Below are 17,437 nucleotides of genomic sequence, written 5' to 3'. Positions count from 1 at the left end.
GTAAATAATAATAAAGCCCGGCAGATCACCGGGCCTCAGAAGAGAGCGTCTCAACACGAAGTTGGTCGGGTGCCAGCGCAACGCTGAGGATGACGGGCTGCCAGGCTTCCCGGGCGGTAAGCCTGGGGGAGAGGCCTTTAGCAAGCCAGAATCCGCCTACGCCGCCTAAAGCAGCTCCGCACATGGCAGCCAAATCTGTGCCAAACAGCATCTGGAAAAGCCCGCCCATCACGAACAAACCAGCCAGGGGAGAAAGGTAAACCAGCATGGCCGAGGTGAGCAGGCTACCTTCAGCGATGCCCAGTTCCACTTTCTGCCCTGCCACCAGCGGCTGGTCACTTGGTACCGCAATAGTATGCGACGTCTGCGGCCCCAGCTTATTCAACACGCGGCTGCCGCAGCCGGCTCGGGAGGCGCAGCTGCTGCATGATGCTTTAACATCACAGCTGACGAGCGCTACGCCATCCTGCCAGGAAACGACCGTGGCCCACTCTTTAATCATTGTGCCGCCCTGAATTTGATGCTGTCTGAAATGCGTTTTGCCGTTGGCGGCGGTAATTCACCGACAATGGTGATTTCCGCGTTATCGCGCACCGTGGTACTAACCGTCCGGCGGCCGGTACGGAGCATCTGTTCGGAACTGTTCGCCGTAGCGCGATTGATGTTCACCGAGAAGCTAAACAGACCATCGGAGTAGAGTCGTGACTCAACCGGCGTTTCGATAGTAGGCAACTGGCGACGGCTGCTGGAAACTTCGCTGAACCCTTGCGGGATCCAGGAAGGTACCCAGTTGAAATTAACAGAATCGCCAGCAGGAACGGAAAGCAAAGGCGGCAGACTGGCTTTGGCCAGATTTTGCATGCTGTTGCCAACCTGGCTGTTCACGTCGAAGGAGATGACGCGGAACTGTTCAAGCGTTTCACCGTCGCGATCGAGCAGATCAACGCGCATCGGCAGCTTCGTCTCTGCGTCAATCCAGACGATATAGCTGTAACGTGTGCCATCCCGCGCCACAACGCGGATCACTTCGCACAGTCTGTCGGCAATACGCGTTCGTCCCACAGAGATAAAATCATAGTAGGGAGCGAGACGTTTAAAATCGGTATAAATGAGCGACGGCAGAGAATCAACGATGTAGTCGCCATTGAGCGTAAACGGCTCAAGGCCAGGCTCGAAATAGCTGATTTCGTTCCCACGCTGGACCACTTCCCGACGCGGGCCATCCATCTGTAAAAGCTGGGCGAGCGGCTGATTATCAAGGCGGGCGTGGCGATAGCGTAACGATTCGACACCCTGCTTATTGATGCTGATAAATGCCAACTCATAATTGAGTGACTGGCTGGCCAGATTCATTTGCTGCAACAACGCCCCGGATGAAACATCAGCCGAGGCGTTAGCAGAGAAGAACAGGCTACCCGCCATCAAAGACATGGCGAACCAAAGTTGCTTCATTACTGCGATTGCGTTCCTAAAGTTTGGTTTCCTGGCACCTGCACAGCAGCCTGCTGGGTTTGGGCCTGCTCAAACTGAAGCTGCTCGGAGTGCAGACGACGCTGCAACTCGTAATCCTGCAACATCGCATTAATGCGACGACGCTGCTCCTGTACCTGCTGTTGCTGTCCGCCGCTTGCGGAGGCATCTGCCGGTACGCCCAGGCTCACCGGGCTGGCTTTACCCATCATCGGCAGCGTATTGAACACTGGCGCTTCAGGCTGCTGGCTGGCTTCAGACTGAGTATTATAGTGCTGGACCCCAACGATAACTGCAAGCGATACGCACGCAGCGACACCCATCTGGGTGAGCTGGCTCGCCCACGGACGCACCTTGTGCCAGAACGGCATTTTCTGCCACTGGTGAGGTGCAGGCTGCGCTTCAGGAATCAGCGGCGTGGTCTGATGAACAGGTTCGTTCTCAATGGCCGCCATAACGCGAGCTGAGATATCGAAATGGAGAACCTCGCTGGTATCACCGCGCATCGTGTCGCGGATGAGGTGATAGTTCTCCCAGGTCTGTTGCATTTCGGGAGAATGAGACAGCTCATCAAGCAGCTCACTATCCAGCGTTTCACCATCCATTAAAGCGGAAAGTTTTTCTTTCTGCATGCCTAATACCTTTTCCAGTATCCCGCTATCGTCAACGCCTGATAAGCGGTTGAACTTTATTATCAATGGCTTCTCGCGCACGGAAAATTCGTGAACGAACCGTGCCGACCGGACAATCCATGATGGCGGCTATCTCTTCATAGCTTAGGCCATCCAGCTCCCGTAACGTAATTGCCATGCGTAAATCTTCCGGGAGCGACTCGATCGTGCGAAAAACGATTTGTCTCAGTTCTTCTGACAACATTAAGTTCTCAGGGTTCGAAATTTCTTTCAGCGCGCCGCCACTTTCGAAGTTTTCCGCGTCGATAGCATCGACATCACTTGAAGGCGGACGACGCCCCTGAGCAACCAAATAATTTTTAGCCGTATTGACTGCAATGCGATACAGCCAGGTATAAAAAGCACTATCCCCCCGGAATGAATCCAGCGCGCGATAGGCCTTAATAAAAGACTCTTGTACGACATCAGGCACATCGCCTGACGGTACATAGCGGGAAACCAGACTCGCTACCTTATGCTGGTAGCGCACCACCAGTAGGTTAAAAGCTTTCTGATCTCCCTTCTGGACCCGTTCAACCAGGACCTGGTCCGTTAACTGCTCGCTCATCCGAGGTAATGTCTCCCCAAACCAAATTCCACGCGTTATCGAAACGCCACTCTACCAACATTGCACTTTGAGCAAGCACCGAGTTAGAGCGTCTGTTCTTCAATAAGTTCCGTAACGCCTTTGTTTTTGTTCATCGCGCCGCAGACCGTTCATTTTCTCTCATTATAAGTCTGTTCACGATACGCACCCGCTTTCTGACAAGAATCATCAACTTTATCGTCAGAAGAGTAACGCAACACAGGCTTTATTTCACCACAAAATCTGAAGCTAACGATCTGCTTCGCAAAATATTTCCCGTCATTTAGCGATGATTTAACTTCTGGCCTTTCGTTTAGTCATTGCAACACGCATCAAAAAAAACGTGCGATAACTCGCATCAGAATGCTATTCTCCCGACACCATGTTTAGTAAATTAAACAAACATCATGAACACGACGCCTGAACTTCATTGTGATGTACTGATCATCGGTAGCGGTGCTGCCGGCCTTTCCCTTGCGCTGCGCCTGGCAGAACATCAGAACGTCATCGTGCTGAGTAAAGGGCCGATGAGCGAAGGTTCCACCTTCTATGCACAAGGCGGCATTGCCGCCGTGTTTGATGAAACGGACAGCATTGCCTCACATGTAGAAGATACTCTGATTGCCGGTGCCGGGATCGTGGATGAGCATGCCGCAGAATTTGTCGCCAGTAATGCCCGCCACTGCGTGCAATGGCTTATCGACCAGGGCGTGCTGTTTGATACACACGTTCAGCCCAATGGTGAAGAGAGTTATCACCTGACCCGTGAGGGCGGGCACAGCCACCGCCGTATTCTGCACGCTGCTGATGCGACCGGAAAGGCGGTTGAAACTACGCTGGTCAGCAAAGCTCTCAGCCATCCCAATATTCAGGTGCTGGAGCGCAGCAACGCCGTCGACCTGATTATTTCCGATAAGATTGGCCTGCCCGGCACGCGCCGCGTTGTCGGCGCATGGGTGTGGAACCGGAATAAAGAGAAGGTGGAAACCTGCCAGGCAAAAGCCGTTGTGCTGGCGACCGGCGGAGCCTCCAAGGTTTACCAGTACACGACGAACCCGGATATCGCGTCCGGAGACGGTATCGCCATGGCCTGGCGCGCCGGCTGCCGCGTGGCGAATCTGGAGTTTAATCAGTTCCATCCCACCGCCCTGTTCCATCCGCAGGCGCGAAACTTTCTGCTGACGGAAGCGCTGCGCGGTGAAGGCGCCTGTCTGAAACGCCCGGACGGCTCCAGGTTTATGCCGGAGTTCGACCCCAGAGGTGAACTGGCGCCGCGGGATATCGTGGCCCGCGCCATCGACCACGAAATGAAGCGGCTTGGCGTGGACTGCATGTATCTGGACATTAGCCATAAGCCGGCAGAATTTATTCGCCAGCACTTCCCGATGATTTACGAAAAGCTGCTGAGTCTGGGTATCGATTTGACCCGCGATCCGGTACCGATTGTGCCTGCCGCCCACTATACCTGTGGCGGGGTGATGGTTGACGATCACGGTCGTACCGATGTGGATGGCCTGTATGCCATCGGCGAGGTCAGTTATACCGGCCTGCATGGCGCCAACCGCATGGCATCAAACTCGCTGCTGGAGTGTCTGGTATACGGGTGGTCTGCTGCGGAAGATATTGCCAAACGCATGCCCTACGCGCGCGCGACAGCGTGCCTGCCGGCGTGGGATGAAAGCCGGGTGGATAACCCTGACGAACGGGTGGTTATCCAGCATAACTGGCACGAGCTGCGGCTGCTCATGTGGGATTATGTCGGGATTGTACGCACAACGAAGCGTCTGGAGCGCGCGTTACGCCGCATTATGATGTTGCAGCAGGAAATTGATGACTATTACGCCAACTTCCGCGTTTCCAATAACCTGCTGGAGCTTCGCAACCTGGTGCAGGTTGCCGAACTGATTGTGCGCTGCGCAATGATGCGCAAAGAGAGTCGTGGTCTGCATTATACGCTGGACTATCCCGACACGCTGGAAACATCCGGCCCGTCGGTGCTGACGCCGCAGGTTCACATAAACAGGTAAAAGGCCTGGGTCAGGGCAGTGTAATCTTCGGAATAACGCTGGTCTGGCCCGCGAATGACCATCCTGTCGATAAAGCACTCCCCCTCTTTCGGCGAGAGCGCCAGCAACACGCGGTGCGGTAAGCGCCCTTCCGTATCGGAGATATCGGTACGAAGACGCAACTTCCAGCCGATCTCACGAGCGATCTCAATAAAGGTGTTGCCCGTGCTTTCAGGCAGGACCACGCAGAAAAATCCCTCTTCCGAGATAAGTTCCGCCGCACTGGTCAGGAGTGACGGGTGATCGAGCGAACGGGTGTAACGCGCCTGCTCGCGTTCCGGCGTTCCACACTCCACGCCGGGCACGAAATACGGCGGGTTGCTGACGATCAAATCGTAACGCGCGGTCTGCTCTGGCGCCCAGGTCAGGACATCTGCGCATTCCACCCTGACGCGTTCTGCCCACGGGGATTCAGCAGCGTTTTCCCGCGCCTGCTGCGCCGCCTGAGGATCAAGCTCAACGGCATCGATCGTGACGTGTTCTTCCGTTCGCTGCGCCAGCATCAACGCCTGGAGCCCGGTGCCCGTCCCGATATCCAGAATGCGTTTAACACCTGCGACAGGCGCCCATGCACCCAGTAAAATACCGTCTGTACCGACTTTCATCGCACAACGATCGTGCGCCACAAAAAACTGTTTAAACGTAAAACCATCGCGGCGCAGCTGCGCTTTGAGTTGAGACATGTCAGGGCAACCTTCTGTGTGAAACTGGAGTAGCATAGGGGAAAGCGAAGTGGCCGAAAAGCGATATCCATACAAACAGATGAAGATTACAGCCGTAACGTCTATAATCAGCGCCCCACACAGAGGTAGAACATGACTGTAACGACTTTTTCCGAACTTGAACTCGATGAAAGCCTGCTCAATGCTCTTGAGAGCAAAGGCTTTACACGCCCGACCGCCATTCAGGCCGCGGCCATTCCGCCTGCGCTTGAGGGCCGCGATGTGCTCGGTTCTGCGCCAACCGGCACGGGGAAGACAGCAGCCTACTTGCTGCCTGTGTTGCAGCATTTGCTCGATTTTCCGCGTAAAAAATCAGGCCCGCCGCGTATTTTGATCCTGACCCCGACCCGTGAGCTGGCGATGCAGGTTGCCGAACACGCGCGTGAGCTGGCGGCGAACACCCATCTGGATATCGCTACCATCACCGGCGGCGTAGCGTATATGAACCACGCGGAAGTGTTCAGCGAAAACCAGGATATCGTTGTTGCGACGACGGGCCGTCTGCTGCAATACATTAAAGAAGAGAACTTCGACTGCCGCGCGGTGGAAACGCTCATTCTCGATGAAGCTGACCGCATGCTGGACATGGGTTTTGCCCAGGATATCGAACACATCGCGGGTGAAACGCGCTGGCGTAACCAGACCATGCTGTTCTCGGCAACCCTTGAAGGGGATGCCATCAAAGATTTCGCCGAACGTCTGCTGGAAGATCCGGTGGAAGTGTCCGCCACGCCATCCACGCGCGAGCGTAAGAAGATCCACCAGTGGTACTACCGTGCAGATAACCTTGAGCATAAGGTTGAGTTGCTGAAACACCTGCTGAAGCAGGAAGATGCAACCCGTACCATCGTCTTCGTTCGCAAACGCGAGCGCGTGCATGAGCTGGCAGAAATGCTGCGCAATGCCGGCATCAACAACTGCTATCTCGAAGGTGAAATGGCGCAGGTTAAGCGTACCGAAGGGATTAAGCGTCTGACCGATGGCCGCGTGAATGTGCTGGTTGCCACCGACGTTGCCGCGCGCGGGATCGACATCCCTGACGTGAGCCACGTGATCAACTTTGATATGCCACGCAGCGGTGATACTTATCTCCACCGCATTGGTCGTACCGGCCGTGCGGGCCGTAAAGGTATTGCTATCTCTCTGGTAGAAGCGCACGACCATCTGCTGCTTCAGAAAATTGGCCGCTACGTTGATGAGCCGCTTAAAGCTCGCGTTATCGACGGACTTCGTCCGACCACACGTGCACCGAGTGAAAAAATGACGGGTAAACCGTCCAAGAAAGCGCTCGCAAAACGTGCCGAGAGAAAAGAGAAAGAAAAAGAGAAACCGCGCGTTAAGCAGCGCCACCGCGACACCAAAAACATTGGTAAGCGCCGTAAACCAAGCTCTGCTGCGCCAGAGACAAAAACTGAAGAGTAAAAAAAAGCCGGGACATTCCCGGCTTTTTTATTCCCCCCCGTGGCTGAAACCTTACAGGCTTTCAGTAAAGGTACGTGCGATAACGTCGCGCTGCTGTTCCGGGGTCAGAGAGTTGAAGCGTACCGCATAGCCAGACACGCGGATGGTCAGCTGCGGGTATTTTTCCGGGTGCTCAACGGCGTCCATCAGGGTTTCGCGACGCAGAACGTTAACGTTCAGGTGCTGACCGCCTTCCACGCGGACTTCTGGCTTCACTTCCATTGGAATTTCACGGTATTCAATTTCGCCCAGCTTTTTCACCGGAACGATTTCGTCTTCCGCAAAACCTGCTTTCGCTACGACACAGCGCGCTTCGTTTTTTTCGCTGTCCAGCAGCCAGAAAGAGTTCAGCAGATCGTCGTTTGCTGCTTTAGTAATCTGGATACCTGTAATCATGTGTTGCCTCCCTTAGGCTACATTAACTGATGCTGGCCTTTCGCGGCCAATTGGTAAAACCATTGTTTCTTGTGTGTATATATAACATTCAGACCCCGGTGATTTGTTGATTTAAATCAACAAAACCACTAACCACACAAAGAGTGCGGTCTGCATTTGTTGCTCCAGATCAATTTCTTCGCCTTACCCATTCAACTTATCCCGCATCTTTTCCAAAATAAATTTAGCGACTTAGCCCACTTTTCAGCGTGTTATTTTGCTCAACGGGCTTTAACAGGTAAGCTAGGCAGAGAATGAAATTCGCAGGAGAGCGAGATGACGACACCTTTAACCTGGCATGACGTGCTGGCAGAAGAGAAGCAGCAGCCCTACTTTATCAATACCCTCAGCACCGTTGCGGCTGAACGGCAGGCTGGCCAGACGATTTATCCGCCGCAGAAAGATGTGTTTAACGCCTTTCGCTATACCGAACTGAGCGACGTGAAGGTGGTTATTCTGGGCCAGGATCCCTACCACGGCCCTGGTCAGGCTCACGGACTGGCGTTCTCCGTGCGTCCGGGCGTGGCTATCCCCCCTTCTCTGCTGAATATGTATAAAGAGCTTGAAGGAACGATCCCCGGCTTTACTCGCCCTAATCACGGCTATCTGGAAAGCTGGGCGCGCCAGGGCGTGCTGTTGCTGAACACCGTGTTGACGGTTCGTGCAGGCCAGGCGCACTCCCACGCCAGCCTCGGCTGGGAAACCTTTACCGATAAGGTCATCAGCCTGATTAATGAGCACCGTAAAGGCGTCGTATTTTTACTCTGGGGTTCGCATGCACAAAAGAAAGGGGCGATTATCGATCGTCAGCGTCATCACGTACTGAAAGCACCGCACCCGTCGCCGCTGTCTGCACACCGCGGTTTCTTTGGCAGTAATCATTTTGTTCTGACAAATGAATGGCTGGAAAAGCATGGCGAAAAGCCAATTGACTGGATGCCTGTATTACCGGCAGAGAGTGAGTAGTTTGGGCCTGAATGCCCGGTGGACCGGGCATTCAATCAGCACAAAGGCTTATGCTTTATTCTGACGCCACCATTCCGCCAGCAGTACGCCGGTCGCAACGGAGACGTTCAGGCTTTCAACGTTGCCTGTACCGTCGATAGAGACGCTCAGGTCAGCGCTGGAGAGTGCCGCATCAGACAAACCATCACGCTCCTGGCCTAACACCAGCACCATTTTGCGTGGCAGCGTCGCTTTGAACAGCGGCGTTGCGGCACGGCTTGAGGTAGTGACAATGGTGTAGCCCGCTTTACGGAACTGCTCGAGGGCTTCCAGCACGCTGTCGCCGGTGATCGGCTGAACGTGCTCTGCACCGCCTTCCGCGGTACGGATTGCCGCACCGGATTCCAGCAGCGCGGCATCCTGTAACAGCACGCCTTTCACGCCAAAGTGCGCGCAGCTACGCATCATTGCACCCAGATTATGCGGGTTACCCACATCTTCCAGCGCCAGCACGCAGTCATCGGCATCCGCCTGGCTGACCCACTGCTGCACGGTAGTACCGTTACGTTTTTTGATCAGGAAGCAGACGCCGCCGTGGTGTTCAGTACCGGACGCTTTAGTCAGCTCGGCATCGTCAACCACGTGGTAGGCTTTGCGGTTCGCCGCCATCCAGCGCAGCGCTTCTTTAAAGCGCGGGGTCACGCTCTGGATAAACCATGCGCGAACGATACACTCCGGGCGGCTCTGGAACAGGGCCTGACAGGCGTTCTCGCCGTATACACGGGTCTCTTCCGCACGCTGACGACGCAGCACTTCCGGATCGATAAAGCTTTTTCCGCTGATACCGCCGTGATCGGCCTTTTCAGTCGCCTCTTCACCCGGCGCGCGCGAAACGGTACGCCATGGCGATCCACCGTCGCGGACAACATCGTCGCGTTTGCGATCGTCACGCTTACGGTCATCACGTTTGCGGTCATCACCGCGGTTATTTCTGTCATCGCGGGCGGGGCGACGGCCACCGTCTGCACGAGAAGACGCTGGACGCCCGCCACCCTTTCCGGTACGCGGATTTTGGGTGCGTTTATCAGAGTCATCATCACTGCGGACATACATCACTTTGACCTTGCCGCTTTTGTTTTTCATTTCGTCGTTCATGCTTTTCTCCACCAGCGCTGCGCGAAGCGCGCAGATTACCCGATGTGCAAGCTCATAGCCATAATTTCGTACAAAAGCCTGTGACTATTGTTCCCATTGAATAAAACGCGTTGTCGTTTCATACAGGCTCACTGATAATATGTAACATATCAGAAACATTATCGGCGTTCTGCCGTTGTTCCACGGCTCTATCAGAGGTTAGTTATGAATACCGTATGTGCCAACTGTCAGGCTTTAAACCGCATTCCGGACGATCGGATGGATGACGGTGCGAAATGCGGGCGTTGTGGCCACGAATTATTTGATGGCGATGTCATTAACGCGACGGGTGCTACGCTGGACAAACTCCTCAAGGACGATCTGCCTGTTGTGGTCGATTTCTGGGCGCCGTGGTGCGGCCCTTGCCGCAACTTTGCGCCAATTTTCGAAGACGTGGCGGAAGAGCGCAGCGGGAAAATGCGTTTTGTGAAAGTGAATACCGAAGCCGAACGTGAGCTCAGCGCCCGTTTTCGCATTCGCAGCATTCCCACCATTATGATTTTCAAAAATGGTGAAGTGATCGACATGCTCAACGGTGCCGTGCCAAAAGCGCCTTTCGACAGCTGGTTAAACGAATCCCTGTAACATTCACGGGGCACATCTTGTGCCCCGTTCTCTCCTCTGCGAAAATGGGGTTTTTCCTGCCTTTTCGCCCATGACTGATAACGCTGTACTTCAATTACGCGCCGAGCGCCTTGCTCGCGCCACCCGCCCTTTTCTGGCCCGAGGCAATCGTATTCGCCGCTGCCAGCGCTGCCTTTTACCGCTGAAGGTGTGCCTGTGCGAAACGCTTGCGCCGAGCGAGGCGAAAAGCCGCTTTTGTCTGGTCATGTTTGATACCGAACCGATGAAGCCCAGCAATACGGGGCGCCTGATCGCCGATATTCTGCCAGAAACAGCGGCGTTTCAGTGGTCGCGTACTGAGCCACCTCAGGCACTGCTCGACCTGGTGGCAAACCCGGACTATCAGCCAATGGTCGTTTTCCCTGCATCGTATGCAGGCGAACATCGTCAGGTGCTTTCGGCGCCGCCATCCGGTAAACCGCCGCTGTTTATTATGCTCGACGGTACATGGACGGAAGCCAGAAAGATGTTTCGCAAAAGCCCGTATCTTGATGCGCTGCCGGTAATTTCCGTCGATCTGTCGCGCGTTTCGGCCTATCGCCTGCGCGAAGCCCATGCCGACGGCCAGTACTGCACTGCGGAGGTCGCGATTGCGCTACTGGATCTGGCAGGCGATACCCGGGCTGCTGGCGCGCTTGGCAGTCACTTCTCCTGCTTCCGCGAACGTTATCTTGCGGGAAAAACCGTTCATAAGGGTAGCGTCACAGCAACTGAGACAGAAAGCGTTTAAAATCATCAGGTCGCTTGCATTCACGGGAGGCCTGCATGAGCCAGAGAGGGTTAGAAGCGCTACTTCGTCCGAAATCCATTGCCGTTATTGGCGCCTCAATGAAACCGGACCGCGCAGGGTTTCTGATGATGCGCAATCTGCTGGCTGGTGGGTTTAATGGCCCGGTCATGCCCGTTACGCCCGCCTATAAGGCGGTTCAGGGGGTGCTGGCGTGGCCGGACGTGCAAAGTTTACCGTTCGTTCCCGACCTCGCCGTGCTCTGTACGCATGCGAAACGAAACCTCGAACTGCTTGAGTCGCTCGGCCAGAAAGGCTGTAAAACCTGTATTATTCTCTCGTCGCCTCCTGAGCAGCAGCCTGAGCTGATGGCCTGCGCCAGCCGCTACCAGATGCGTATTCTTGGTCCAAACAGCCTGGGTCTGCTTGCGCCCTGGCAAGGGCTGAATGCCAGCTTCTCCCCGGTTCCGATCCGTAAAGGTAAGCTGGCCTTTATTTCGCAGTCGGCTGCGGTATCCAATACGATCCTCGACTGGGCGCAACAGCGTGAGATGGGCTTTTCCTACTTCATCGCCCTGGGTGACAGCCTGGACATTGACGTTGATGAACTGCTGGATTTCCTGGCGCGTGACAGCAAAACCAGCGCGATCCTGCTCTATCTTGAGCACCTGAGCGACGCCCGTCGTTTTGTGTCGGCGTCGCGTAGCGCATCGCGTAATAAACCGATTCTGGTCATCAAAAGCGGGCGCAGCCCGGCGGCGCAGCGCCTGCTGCATTCCCATTCCGGGATGGATCCCGCATGGGATGCCGCGATCCAGCGCGCCGGTCTGCTGCGGGTTCAGGATACGCACGAGCTTTTTTCTGCCGTCGAAACGTTGAGCCACATGCGCCCCCTGCGCGGTGAAAAGCTGATGATCGTCAGCAACGGTGCCGCTCCCGCCGCACTGGCGCTGGACGAACTGTGGCTGCGCAACGGCAAGCTGGCAACGCTGGGCGAAGCGACGCTTCAGCGCCTGCGGGAGGTGCTGCCGGGCAGCGTTACTCCCGGTAATCCGCTCGATTTACGCGATGATGCCACAAGCGAGCGCTACATCAGGGCGATCTCCCTCCTGCTCGACAGTCAGGATTTCGATGCGCTGATGATCATTCATTCACCCAGCGCCGCTGCGCCCGGCAGTGAAAGCGCACGCGCGCTGATTGAGGCTGTCCGAAACCATCCGCGCGGCAAATACGTCACCCTGCTGACTAACTGGTGCGGCGAGTTCTCTTCACAGGAAGCGCGCCGTCTGTTCAGTGAAGCCGGGCTGCCAACCTACCGCACGCCGGAGGGCACCATTACCGCGTTTATGCATATGGTTGAATACCGCCGCAACCAGAAGCAGCTGCGTGAAACGCCAGCCCTGCCGGGCAACCTCACAGCAAATTCGGTGGACGTGCACAGGCTATTGCAGCAGGCCATCGAAGAGGGCGCCACGTCGCTTGATACGCATGAAGTGCAACCCATTCTTGGCAGCTATGGGATGCAAACGCTGCCCACCTGGATTGCCGGCGACAGCGCCGAGGCGGTACATATCGCTGAGCAGATTGGCTATCCGGTTGCGCTGAAGCTGCGCTCCCCCGATATTCCGCACAAATCAGATGTGCAGGGCGTCATGCTGTATCTGCGCACCGCGACAGAAGTGCAACAGGCCGCGGATGCCATTATCGATCGCGTTAAAATGACGTGGCCACAGGCCAGGATCCACGGCCTGCTGGTGCAGAGCATGGCTAACCGTGCGGGCGCGCAGGAGCTGCGCGTGGTGGTCGAACACGATCCGGTTTTTGGTCCGCTCATTATGCTGGGTGAAGGCGGCGTTGAATGGCGGCCTGAAGAACAGGCGGCTGTCGCGCTTCCGCCACTAAACATGAACCTGGCGCGTTATTTAATTATTCAGGCCATTAAAAGTAAAAAAATCCGCGGGAGAAGCGCTCTGAGGCCGCTTGATATCGCCGGATTAAGCCAGTTTCTGGTGAAGGTCTCTAACCTCATTGTTGACTGTGCGGAGATCCAGCGCCTGGATATCCACCCACTCCTCGCTTCCGAAAATGAATTTACGGCCCTCGACGTGACGCTGGAAATTGCGCCATTTGTCGGTGACCGGGAAAGCCGTCTCGCCATTCGTCCTTATCCGCTTCATCTGGAAGAGTGGGTGGAGATGAAAAATGGAGAGCGGGCGCTGTTTCGCCCTATCCTGCCGGAAGATGAGCCGCTGCTGCGAGCGTTCATCTCGCAGGTGACGAAGGAAGACTTATACTATCGCTATTTCAGCGAAATCAACGAATTTACCCACGACGATTTAGCCAATATGACCCAGATCGACTACGATCGAGAAATGGCGATTGTGGCGGTTCGCCGCTCCGGAGAGGGAGAGGAGATCCTTGGCGTGACGCGCGCCATTTCCGACCCGGATAACGTGGATGCGGAGTTTGCCGTGCTGGTGCGTTCCGATCTTAAAGGTTTGGGGTTGGGCAGACGGCTGCTCGAAAAACTCATTGGATATACGCGCGATCACGGATTGTCACGCCTGAACGGCATTACTATGCCAAATAATCGGGGTATGGTGACCCTGGCGCGGAAGCTCGGTTTTGACGTTGATATCCAGCTGGATGAAGGCATTGTCTCCCTGTCCCTCAGCCTGACATCAACGGATAAACACGAGTAAGCTTCTGGAAATGTTACCCACTTTTCGCATCACTGGGGTATCATTGTCCGCTTATGTTGTTTGCCTGGTACAGACAACCCTTCAATGAACAGAGAAGAAACGCACTGTGATGTTGTCAAAATTTAAGCGTAATAAACATCAACAACACCTTGCTCAACTACCGAAGATTTCTCAGTCAGTTGATGATGTAGAGTTCTTTTATGCTCCCGCTCGTTTCCGGGAGACGCTTCTGGAAAAGATTGCCAGCGCGACGCGACGTATCTGCATTGTGGCGCTCTATCTTGAACAGGATGAAGGTGGGCGTGCTGTCCTGAACGCGCTCTATGAAGCGAAACGCCAACGTCCGGAACTGGACGTTCGTGTGCTGGTTGACTGGCACCGCGCGCAGCGTGGCCGTATTGGCGCGGCCGCCTCGAACACTAACGCTGACTGGTATTGCCGCACGGCCCAGGAGAACCCGGGGATCGATATTCCGGTGTATGGCGTGCCCGTGAATACCCGTGAAGCGCTTGGCGTTCTTCATTTCAAAGGATTTATCATTGATGACAGCGTCCTTTACAGCGGCGCCAGCCTGAATGATGTTTATCTCCATCAGCTCGATAAATACCGTTACGATCGCTACCATCTGATTCGCAATCCGCAGATGGCCGACATCATGTTCAACTGGGTGGATAAAAACCTGGTTCATGGCCGGGGTGTCCACCGTCTTGACGATCCTCATCGCCCGAAAAGCCCGGAAATTAAAAACGACGTTCGCTCCTTCCGCCAGGAGCTGCGCGATGCGGTTTATCGTTTCCAGGGTGACGCCAGTAATGAAGAGCTGTCCGTTACGCCGCTGGTAGGCCTGGGAAAAACCAGCCTGCTGAACAAGACGATTTTCCATTTGATGCCGTGCGCGGAGCATAAGCTCACTATCTGCACCCCATACTTCAACCTTCCCGCCGTTCTGGTGCGCAATATTATTCAGCTGCTGCGTGAGGGTAAAAAGGTGGAAATCATCGTCGGAGATAAAACGGCAAACGACTTTTTCATTCCGGAAGATCAGCCTTTCAAGATCATCGGCGCACTGCCTTATCTTTATGAGATTAACCTGCGTCGCTTCCTGAGCCGTTTACAGTACTACGTGAACACGGACCAGCTGGTCGTGCGTCTCTGGAAAGATGAAGATAACAGCTATCATCTCAAAGGGATGTGGGTCGATGATGAGTGGATGCTGTTGACCGGTAATAACCTGAACCCGCGCGCCTGGCGTCTGGATCTGGAGAATGCCATCCTGATTCACGATCCTCAGCATGCATTAGCCGCGAAACGCGATCGTGAGCTGGAGCTTATACGCACGCATACCACAGTGGTTCGTCATTACCGCGATCTGCAAAGCATCGCGGATTATCCGGTGAAAGTTCGCAAGCTGATTCGCCGTCTACGTCGGATCCGTATCGATCGCCTCATTAGCCGTATTCTGTAATTCCCGGGCCCTGTCACTGACGGGGCTTTTTTATGGAGCCTGTTAATGCGTACGCCTTTCCTGATAATCCCTCTTTTCCTGACCGGTTGCAGCCATATGGCGAATGATAGCTGGTCGGGTCAGGACAAAGCTCAACACTTTCTGGCGTCTGCAATGTTGTCCGCTGCGGGCAATGAGTATGCGCTGCACCAGGGATATAGCCGGGATCGAAGCGCCACAATGGGCCTGATGTTCTCCATAAGCATGGGGGCATCGAAAGAGCTTTGGGATAGCCGCCCCTCAGGAAGCGGCTGGAGCTGGAAAGATTTTGCGTGGGACGTAGCCGGCGCAACAACCGGCTACGCCGTCTGGCAGATGGCACATTATTAAAGGCGGATACCTTTTCCTTTGCGATGCAGCATCAGCGAGACAATAAACGCCAGCGCTCCCATTACGGTGACATACCAGAAGAAGGTCGTTTCACTGCCCCACGACTTAAGTGAGAGCGCGACATATTCCGCCGAACCGCCGAACAGGGCATTCGCGACCGCATATGACAGGCCTACACCCAGCGCCCTCACCTGTGCGGGAAACATTTCCGCTTTCAAAATGCCGCTGATTGCCGTGTAAAAACTGATAATGATGAGTGCCACCATGATCAGCGCGAAAGCGGCATACGGCGACGTTGTCTGCTGTAGCGCAGTCAAAAGCGGAACGGTACCCAGGGTGAGCATGCCGCCAAAGATCAGCATGGAGGTGCGGCGACCTATTTTGTCCGACAGCGCGCCGACAATCGGCTGGATAAGCATAAAGACGAGTAACGCCACCGTCATGACGACACTCGCAACGTTTGCATGCATGCCCGTGGTGTTAACCAGATATTTTTGCATGTAGGTGGTGAAGGTATAGAAACTTAGCGAGCCCGCGGCGGTAAAACCTAACACCATCAAAAATGCTTTGCGGTTTCGCCAGAGCCCCTTCATTGAGCCCGCCTCCTTCAGCGCCCTGACCTCCTGTTGAGAGGTTTCATCAAGCTGACGGCGTAGCCACAGGGCGACAACCGCCAGGGCAGCGCCCATAGCAAACGGGATGCGCCAGCCCCAGGCGCGCAAATCTTCATCGCTAAGGATTTGTTGCAGGATCACCACAACCAGTAACGCCAGCAACTGTCCGCCAATGAGGGTCACATACTGAAATGATGCATAGAAACCTTTTCGGCCTTCAACCGCCACTTCGCTCATGTATGTCGCACTGGTGCCGTATTCGCCACCGACTGACAGCCCCTGGAACAGACGAGCCAGCAGCAGCAATGCGGGTGCCCATGTTCCGATAGTGTCATATCCGGGCAGGCAGGCAATCACCAGAGAGCCGACGCACATCATGCATACGGAGATGAGCATGGAGGTCTTGCGCCCTTTTCTGTCTGCGATCCTGCCGAACAGCCATCCACCGATAGGGCGCATCAGGAACCCGGCGGCAAAAACGCCTGCGGTTTGCAAAAGCTGAGTGGTGGTATTCCCTGACGGGAAAAAGATATGCGCAAAGTAGAGTGAACAGAATGAATAGACGTAAAAGTCAAACCACTCTACGAGGTTTCCCGATGAGGCCCCAACGATTGCCCAAACCCGACGACGGGTATCCTTATTTGCCAAATTGGTGTTATCCGTATCTGCACTGGCTACGGTTTCTGTCATTTTAAAATCCCCTGTCTCACATTGCGGGCCATTGCCCACAAACAGTAAAACCGGATTTAAAACGAATCGTTAGGTAAATAAAATGTTTCTAATATGTTTCATTACGTTTTGTGAACTCGATCAGGTATCGAATTATTAGCGGACGTAGTAATTATCCCCACTTCTGCTGATGCGCCTTTTTTCGCTGCAAATAATCTTCATCTGCCCGAATTTTATCCCACCACTTTTTGAAGACCGCGGCGGCTTCTGCTTTTACGGGATCGCAATCCAGCGGTTTGACCTGGCGCTTCTCATCGTACTTTTTACCGCCTTTATGATTGGCGTATCGCCTGGCGCGGGTATAGCCCATCTGAATGAATTTACGCGCCATATCCATACCCACAAAGTCGTTTTGCTGACGATATTCTTCAAACAGGGCGTAAATTTCTTTCGCCGATCGCGCTGCAACTTCAGCATTTTTGTATCGCCAGTGCGGAAGGATTTCGCTTTTGTAAGGTTCCACCATGAGCACACCCTGCTCTCCCCGCCCCACCTGATACAGCTCTGGATGGTCACGGAAATTAATGTTGGCAAAATCTTGTTGGTAATCAAAGGGACGTATCAAAGCAGCACCATTGTTAAAAGCGTTTTAACAATTGTAGGCACGGTCAGGCGGTGCCGCCACCCGGCATTTTCTGGCGCACAAAGCAAAAAACC

General features: G+C 54.7%; 17 protein-coding genes. 8 read left to right on the top strand and 9 right to left on the bottom strand.

Annotated features, from left to right (window positions below; translation table 11 throughout):
* Nucleotides 1-25: 25 nt before the first annotated feature.
* From rseC to rpoE, 4 genes are read right to left on the bottom strand one after another with little or no spacing between them, the layout of a single operon-like run.
* On the bottom strand, nt 26-502 hold the full coding sequence (rseC, locus tag IM267_RS12360) for a SoxR-reducing system protein RseC (RefSeq protein ID WP_193033493.1): 477 nt from the start codon (nt 500-502) through the stop codon (nt 26-28).
* The gene (rseB, locus tag IM267_RS12355) at nt 499-1,452 is read right to left on the bottom strand and encodes a sigma-E factor regulatory protein RseB (protein WP_003860717.1); all 954 of its coding nucleotides are present in this window, start codon (nt 1,450-1,452) and stop codon (nt 499-501) included. The genes rseC and rseB overlap by 4 nt, the downstream gene beginning before the upstream one ends.
* Nucleotides 1,452-2,102 (bottom strand): anti-sigma-E factor RseA, encoded by a 651-nt coding sequence (gene rseA, locus IM267_RS12350; protein ID WP_063450544.1) that lies wholly within the window; start codon nt 2,100-2,102, stop codon nt 1,452-1,454. Before rseA ends, rseB begins: the two co-directional genes overlap by 1 nt.
* Before the next feature lie 31 nt (nt 2,103-2,133).
* The gene (rpoE, locus tag IM267_RS12345) at nt 2,134-2,709 is read right to left on the bottom strand and encodes an RNA polymerase sigma factor RpoE (RefSeq protein WP_006176728.1); all 576 of its coding nucleotides are present in this window, start codon (nt 2,707-2,709) and stop codon (nt 2,134-2,136) included.
* 425 nt (nt 2,710-3,134) lie between these two features.
* Between rpoE and nadB the strand changes: the two genes are divergently transcribed.
* Nucleotides 3,135-4,754, top strand: coding sequence for an L-aspartate oxidase (gene nadB / locus IM267_RS12340; protein ID WP_193033492.1), 1,620 nt, complete (start codon nt 3,135-3,137; stop codon nt 4,752-4,754).
* Here the strand turns inward: nadB and IM267_RS12335 are convergent.
* Complete coding sequence (locus IM267_RS12335; RefSeq protein WP_063867952.1) at nt 4,739-5,476, bottom strand: tRNA1(Val) (adenine(37)-N6)-methyltransferase; 738 nt, start codon at nt 5,474-5,476, stop codon at nt 4,739-4,741. The two genes, nadB and IM267_RS12335, sit on opposite strands and share 16 nt — an antisense overlap.
* A 132-nt stretch (nt 5,477-5,608) precedes the next feature.
* Here IM267_RS12335 and srmB point away from each other — a divergent pair, with 132 nt between their 5' ends.
* A complete protein-coding gene (gene srmB / locus IM267_RS12330) occupies nt 5,609-6,937 on the top strand; it encodes an ATP-dependent RNA helicase SrmB (RefSeq protein ID WP_063450547.1) in 1,329 nt (442 codons plus the stop codon).
* A gap of 51 nt (nt 6,938-6,988) precedes the next feature.
* Here the strand turns inward: srmB and grcA are convergent, their stop codons facing one another.
* Nucleotides 6,989-7,372: an autonomous glycyl radical cofactor GrcA gene (grcA, locus tag IM267_RS12325; protein WP_193033491.1), complete on the bottom strand. Its 384-nt coding sequence runs from the start codon at nt 7,370-7,372 to the stop codon at nt 6,989-6,991.
* A 315-nt stretch (nt 7,373-7,687) separates the two neighbouring features.
* Between grcA and ung the strand changes: the two genes are divergently transcribed.
* Nucleotides 7,688-8,377, top strand: a complete 690-nt coding sequence (ung, locus tag IM267_RS12320) for a uracil-DNA glycosylase (protein ID WP_193033490.1) — start codon at nt 7,688-7,690, stop codon at nt 8,375-8,377.
* A 48-nt stretch (nt 8,378-8,425) separates the two neighbouring features.
* On the opposite strand, the gene IM267_RS12315 is transcribed toward ung, so the two are convergent.
* Nucleotides 8,426-9,511, bottom strand: a complete 1,086-nt coding sequence (locus IM267_RS12315) for a tRNA/rRNA methyltransferase (protein ID WP_017383555.1) — start codon at nt 9,509-9,511, stop codon at nt 8,426-8,428.
* A gap of 204 nt (nt 9,512-9,715) precedes the next feature.
* On the opposite strand from IM267_RS12315, the gene trxC reads away from it, so the two are divergent.
* From trxC to IM267_RS12290, 5 genes are all read left to right on the top strand, one after another.
* Complete coding sequence (gene trxC, locus IM267_RS12310; protein WP_003860733.1) at nt 9,716-10,135, top strand: thioredoxin TrxC; 420 nt, start codon at nt 9,716-9,718, stop codon at nt 10,133-10,135.
* A gap of 70 nt (nt 10,136-10,205) precedes the next feature.
* A complete protein-coding gene (tapT, locus tag IM267_RS12305) occupies nt 10,206-10,904 on the top strand; it encodes a tRNA-uridine aminocarboxypropyltransferase (protein WP_193033489.1) in 699 nt (232 codons plus the stop codon).
* Nucleotides 10,905-10,939: 35 nt separating this feature from the next.
* Nucleotides 10,940-13,603 (top strand): protein lysine acetyltransferase, encoded by a 2,664-nt coding sequence (gene pat / locus IM267_RS12300; protein WP_193033488.1) that lies wholly within the window; start codon nt 10,940-10,942, stop codon nt 13,601-13,603.
* A gap of 109 nt (nt 13,604-13,712) precedes the next feature.
* Complete coding sequence (pssA, locus tag IM267_RS12295; RefSeq protein ID WP_063450550.1) at nt 13,713-15,068, top strand: CDP-diacylglycerol--serine O-phosphatidyltransferase; 1,356 nt, start codon at nt 13,713-13,715, stop codon at nt 15,066-15,068.
* A 45-nt stretch (nt 15,069-15,113) separates the two neighbouring features.
* Entirely contained in the window at nt 15,114-15,437 is a 324-nt protein-coding gene (locus IM267_RS12290; RefSeq protein WP_063867945.1) for a YfiM family lipoprotein, read from the top strand.
* Here IM267_RS12290 and IM267_RS12285 read toward each other — a convergent pair.
* Both IM267_RS12285 and IM267_RS12280 read right to left on the bottom strand, forming a co-directional pair.
* The gene (locus tag IM267_RS12285; RefSeq protein ID WP_063867943.1) at nt 15,434-16,741 is read right to left on the bottom strand and encodes an MFS transporter; all 1,308 of its coding nucleotides are present in this window, start codon (nt 16,739-16,741) and stop codon (nt 15,434-15,436) included. The genes IM267_RS12290 and IM267_RS12285 overlap by 4 nt on opposite strands.
* A gap of 151 nt (nt 16,742-16,892) precedes the next feature.
* The gene (locus tag IM267_RS12280; RefSeq protein WP_063450553.1) at nt 16,893-17,345 is read right to left on the bottom strand and encodes a DUF4385 domain-containing protein; all 453 of its coding nucleotides are present in this window, start codon (nt 17,343-17,345) and stop codon (nt 16,893-16,895) included.
* Between the last annotated feature and the right edge of the window lie 92 nt (nt 17,346-17,437).

It is taken from the genome of Enterobacter cloacae complex sp. P15RS, from assembly GCF_014895905.1.
GTDB lineage: Bacteria > Pseudomonadota > Gammaproteobacteria > Enterobacterales > Enterobacteriaceae > Enterobacter > Enterobacter quasihormaechei.
The sequence above is the reverse complement of the archived record's forward strand: the minus strand, read 5'-3'. Positions and strand labels throughout refer to the sequence as shown.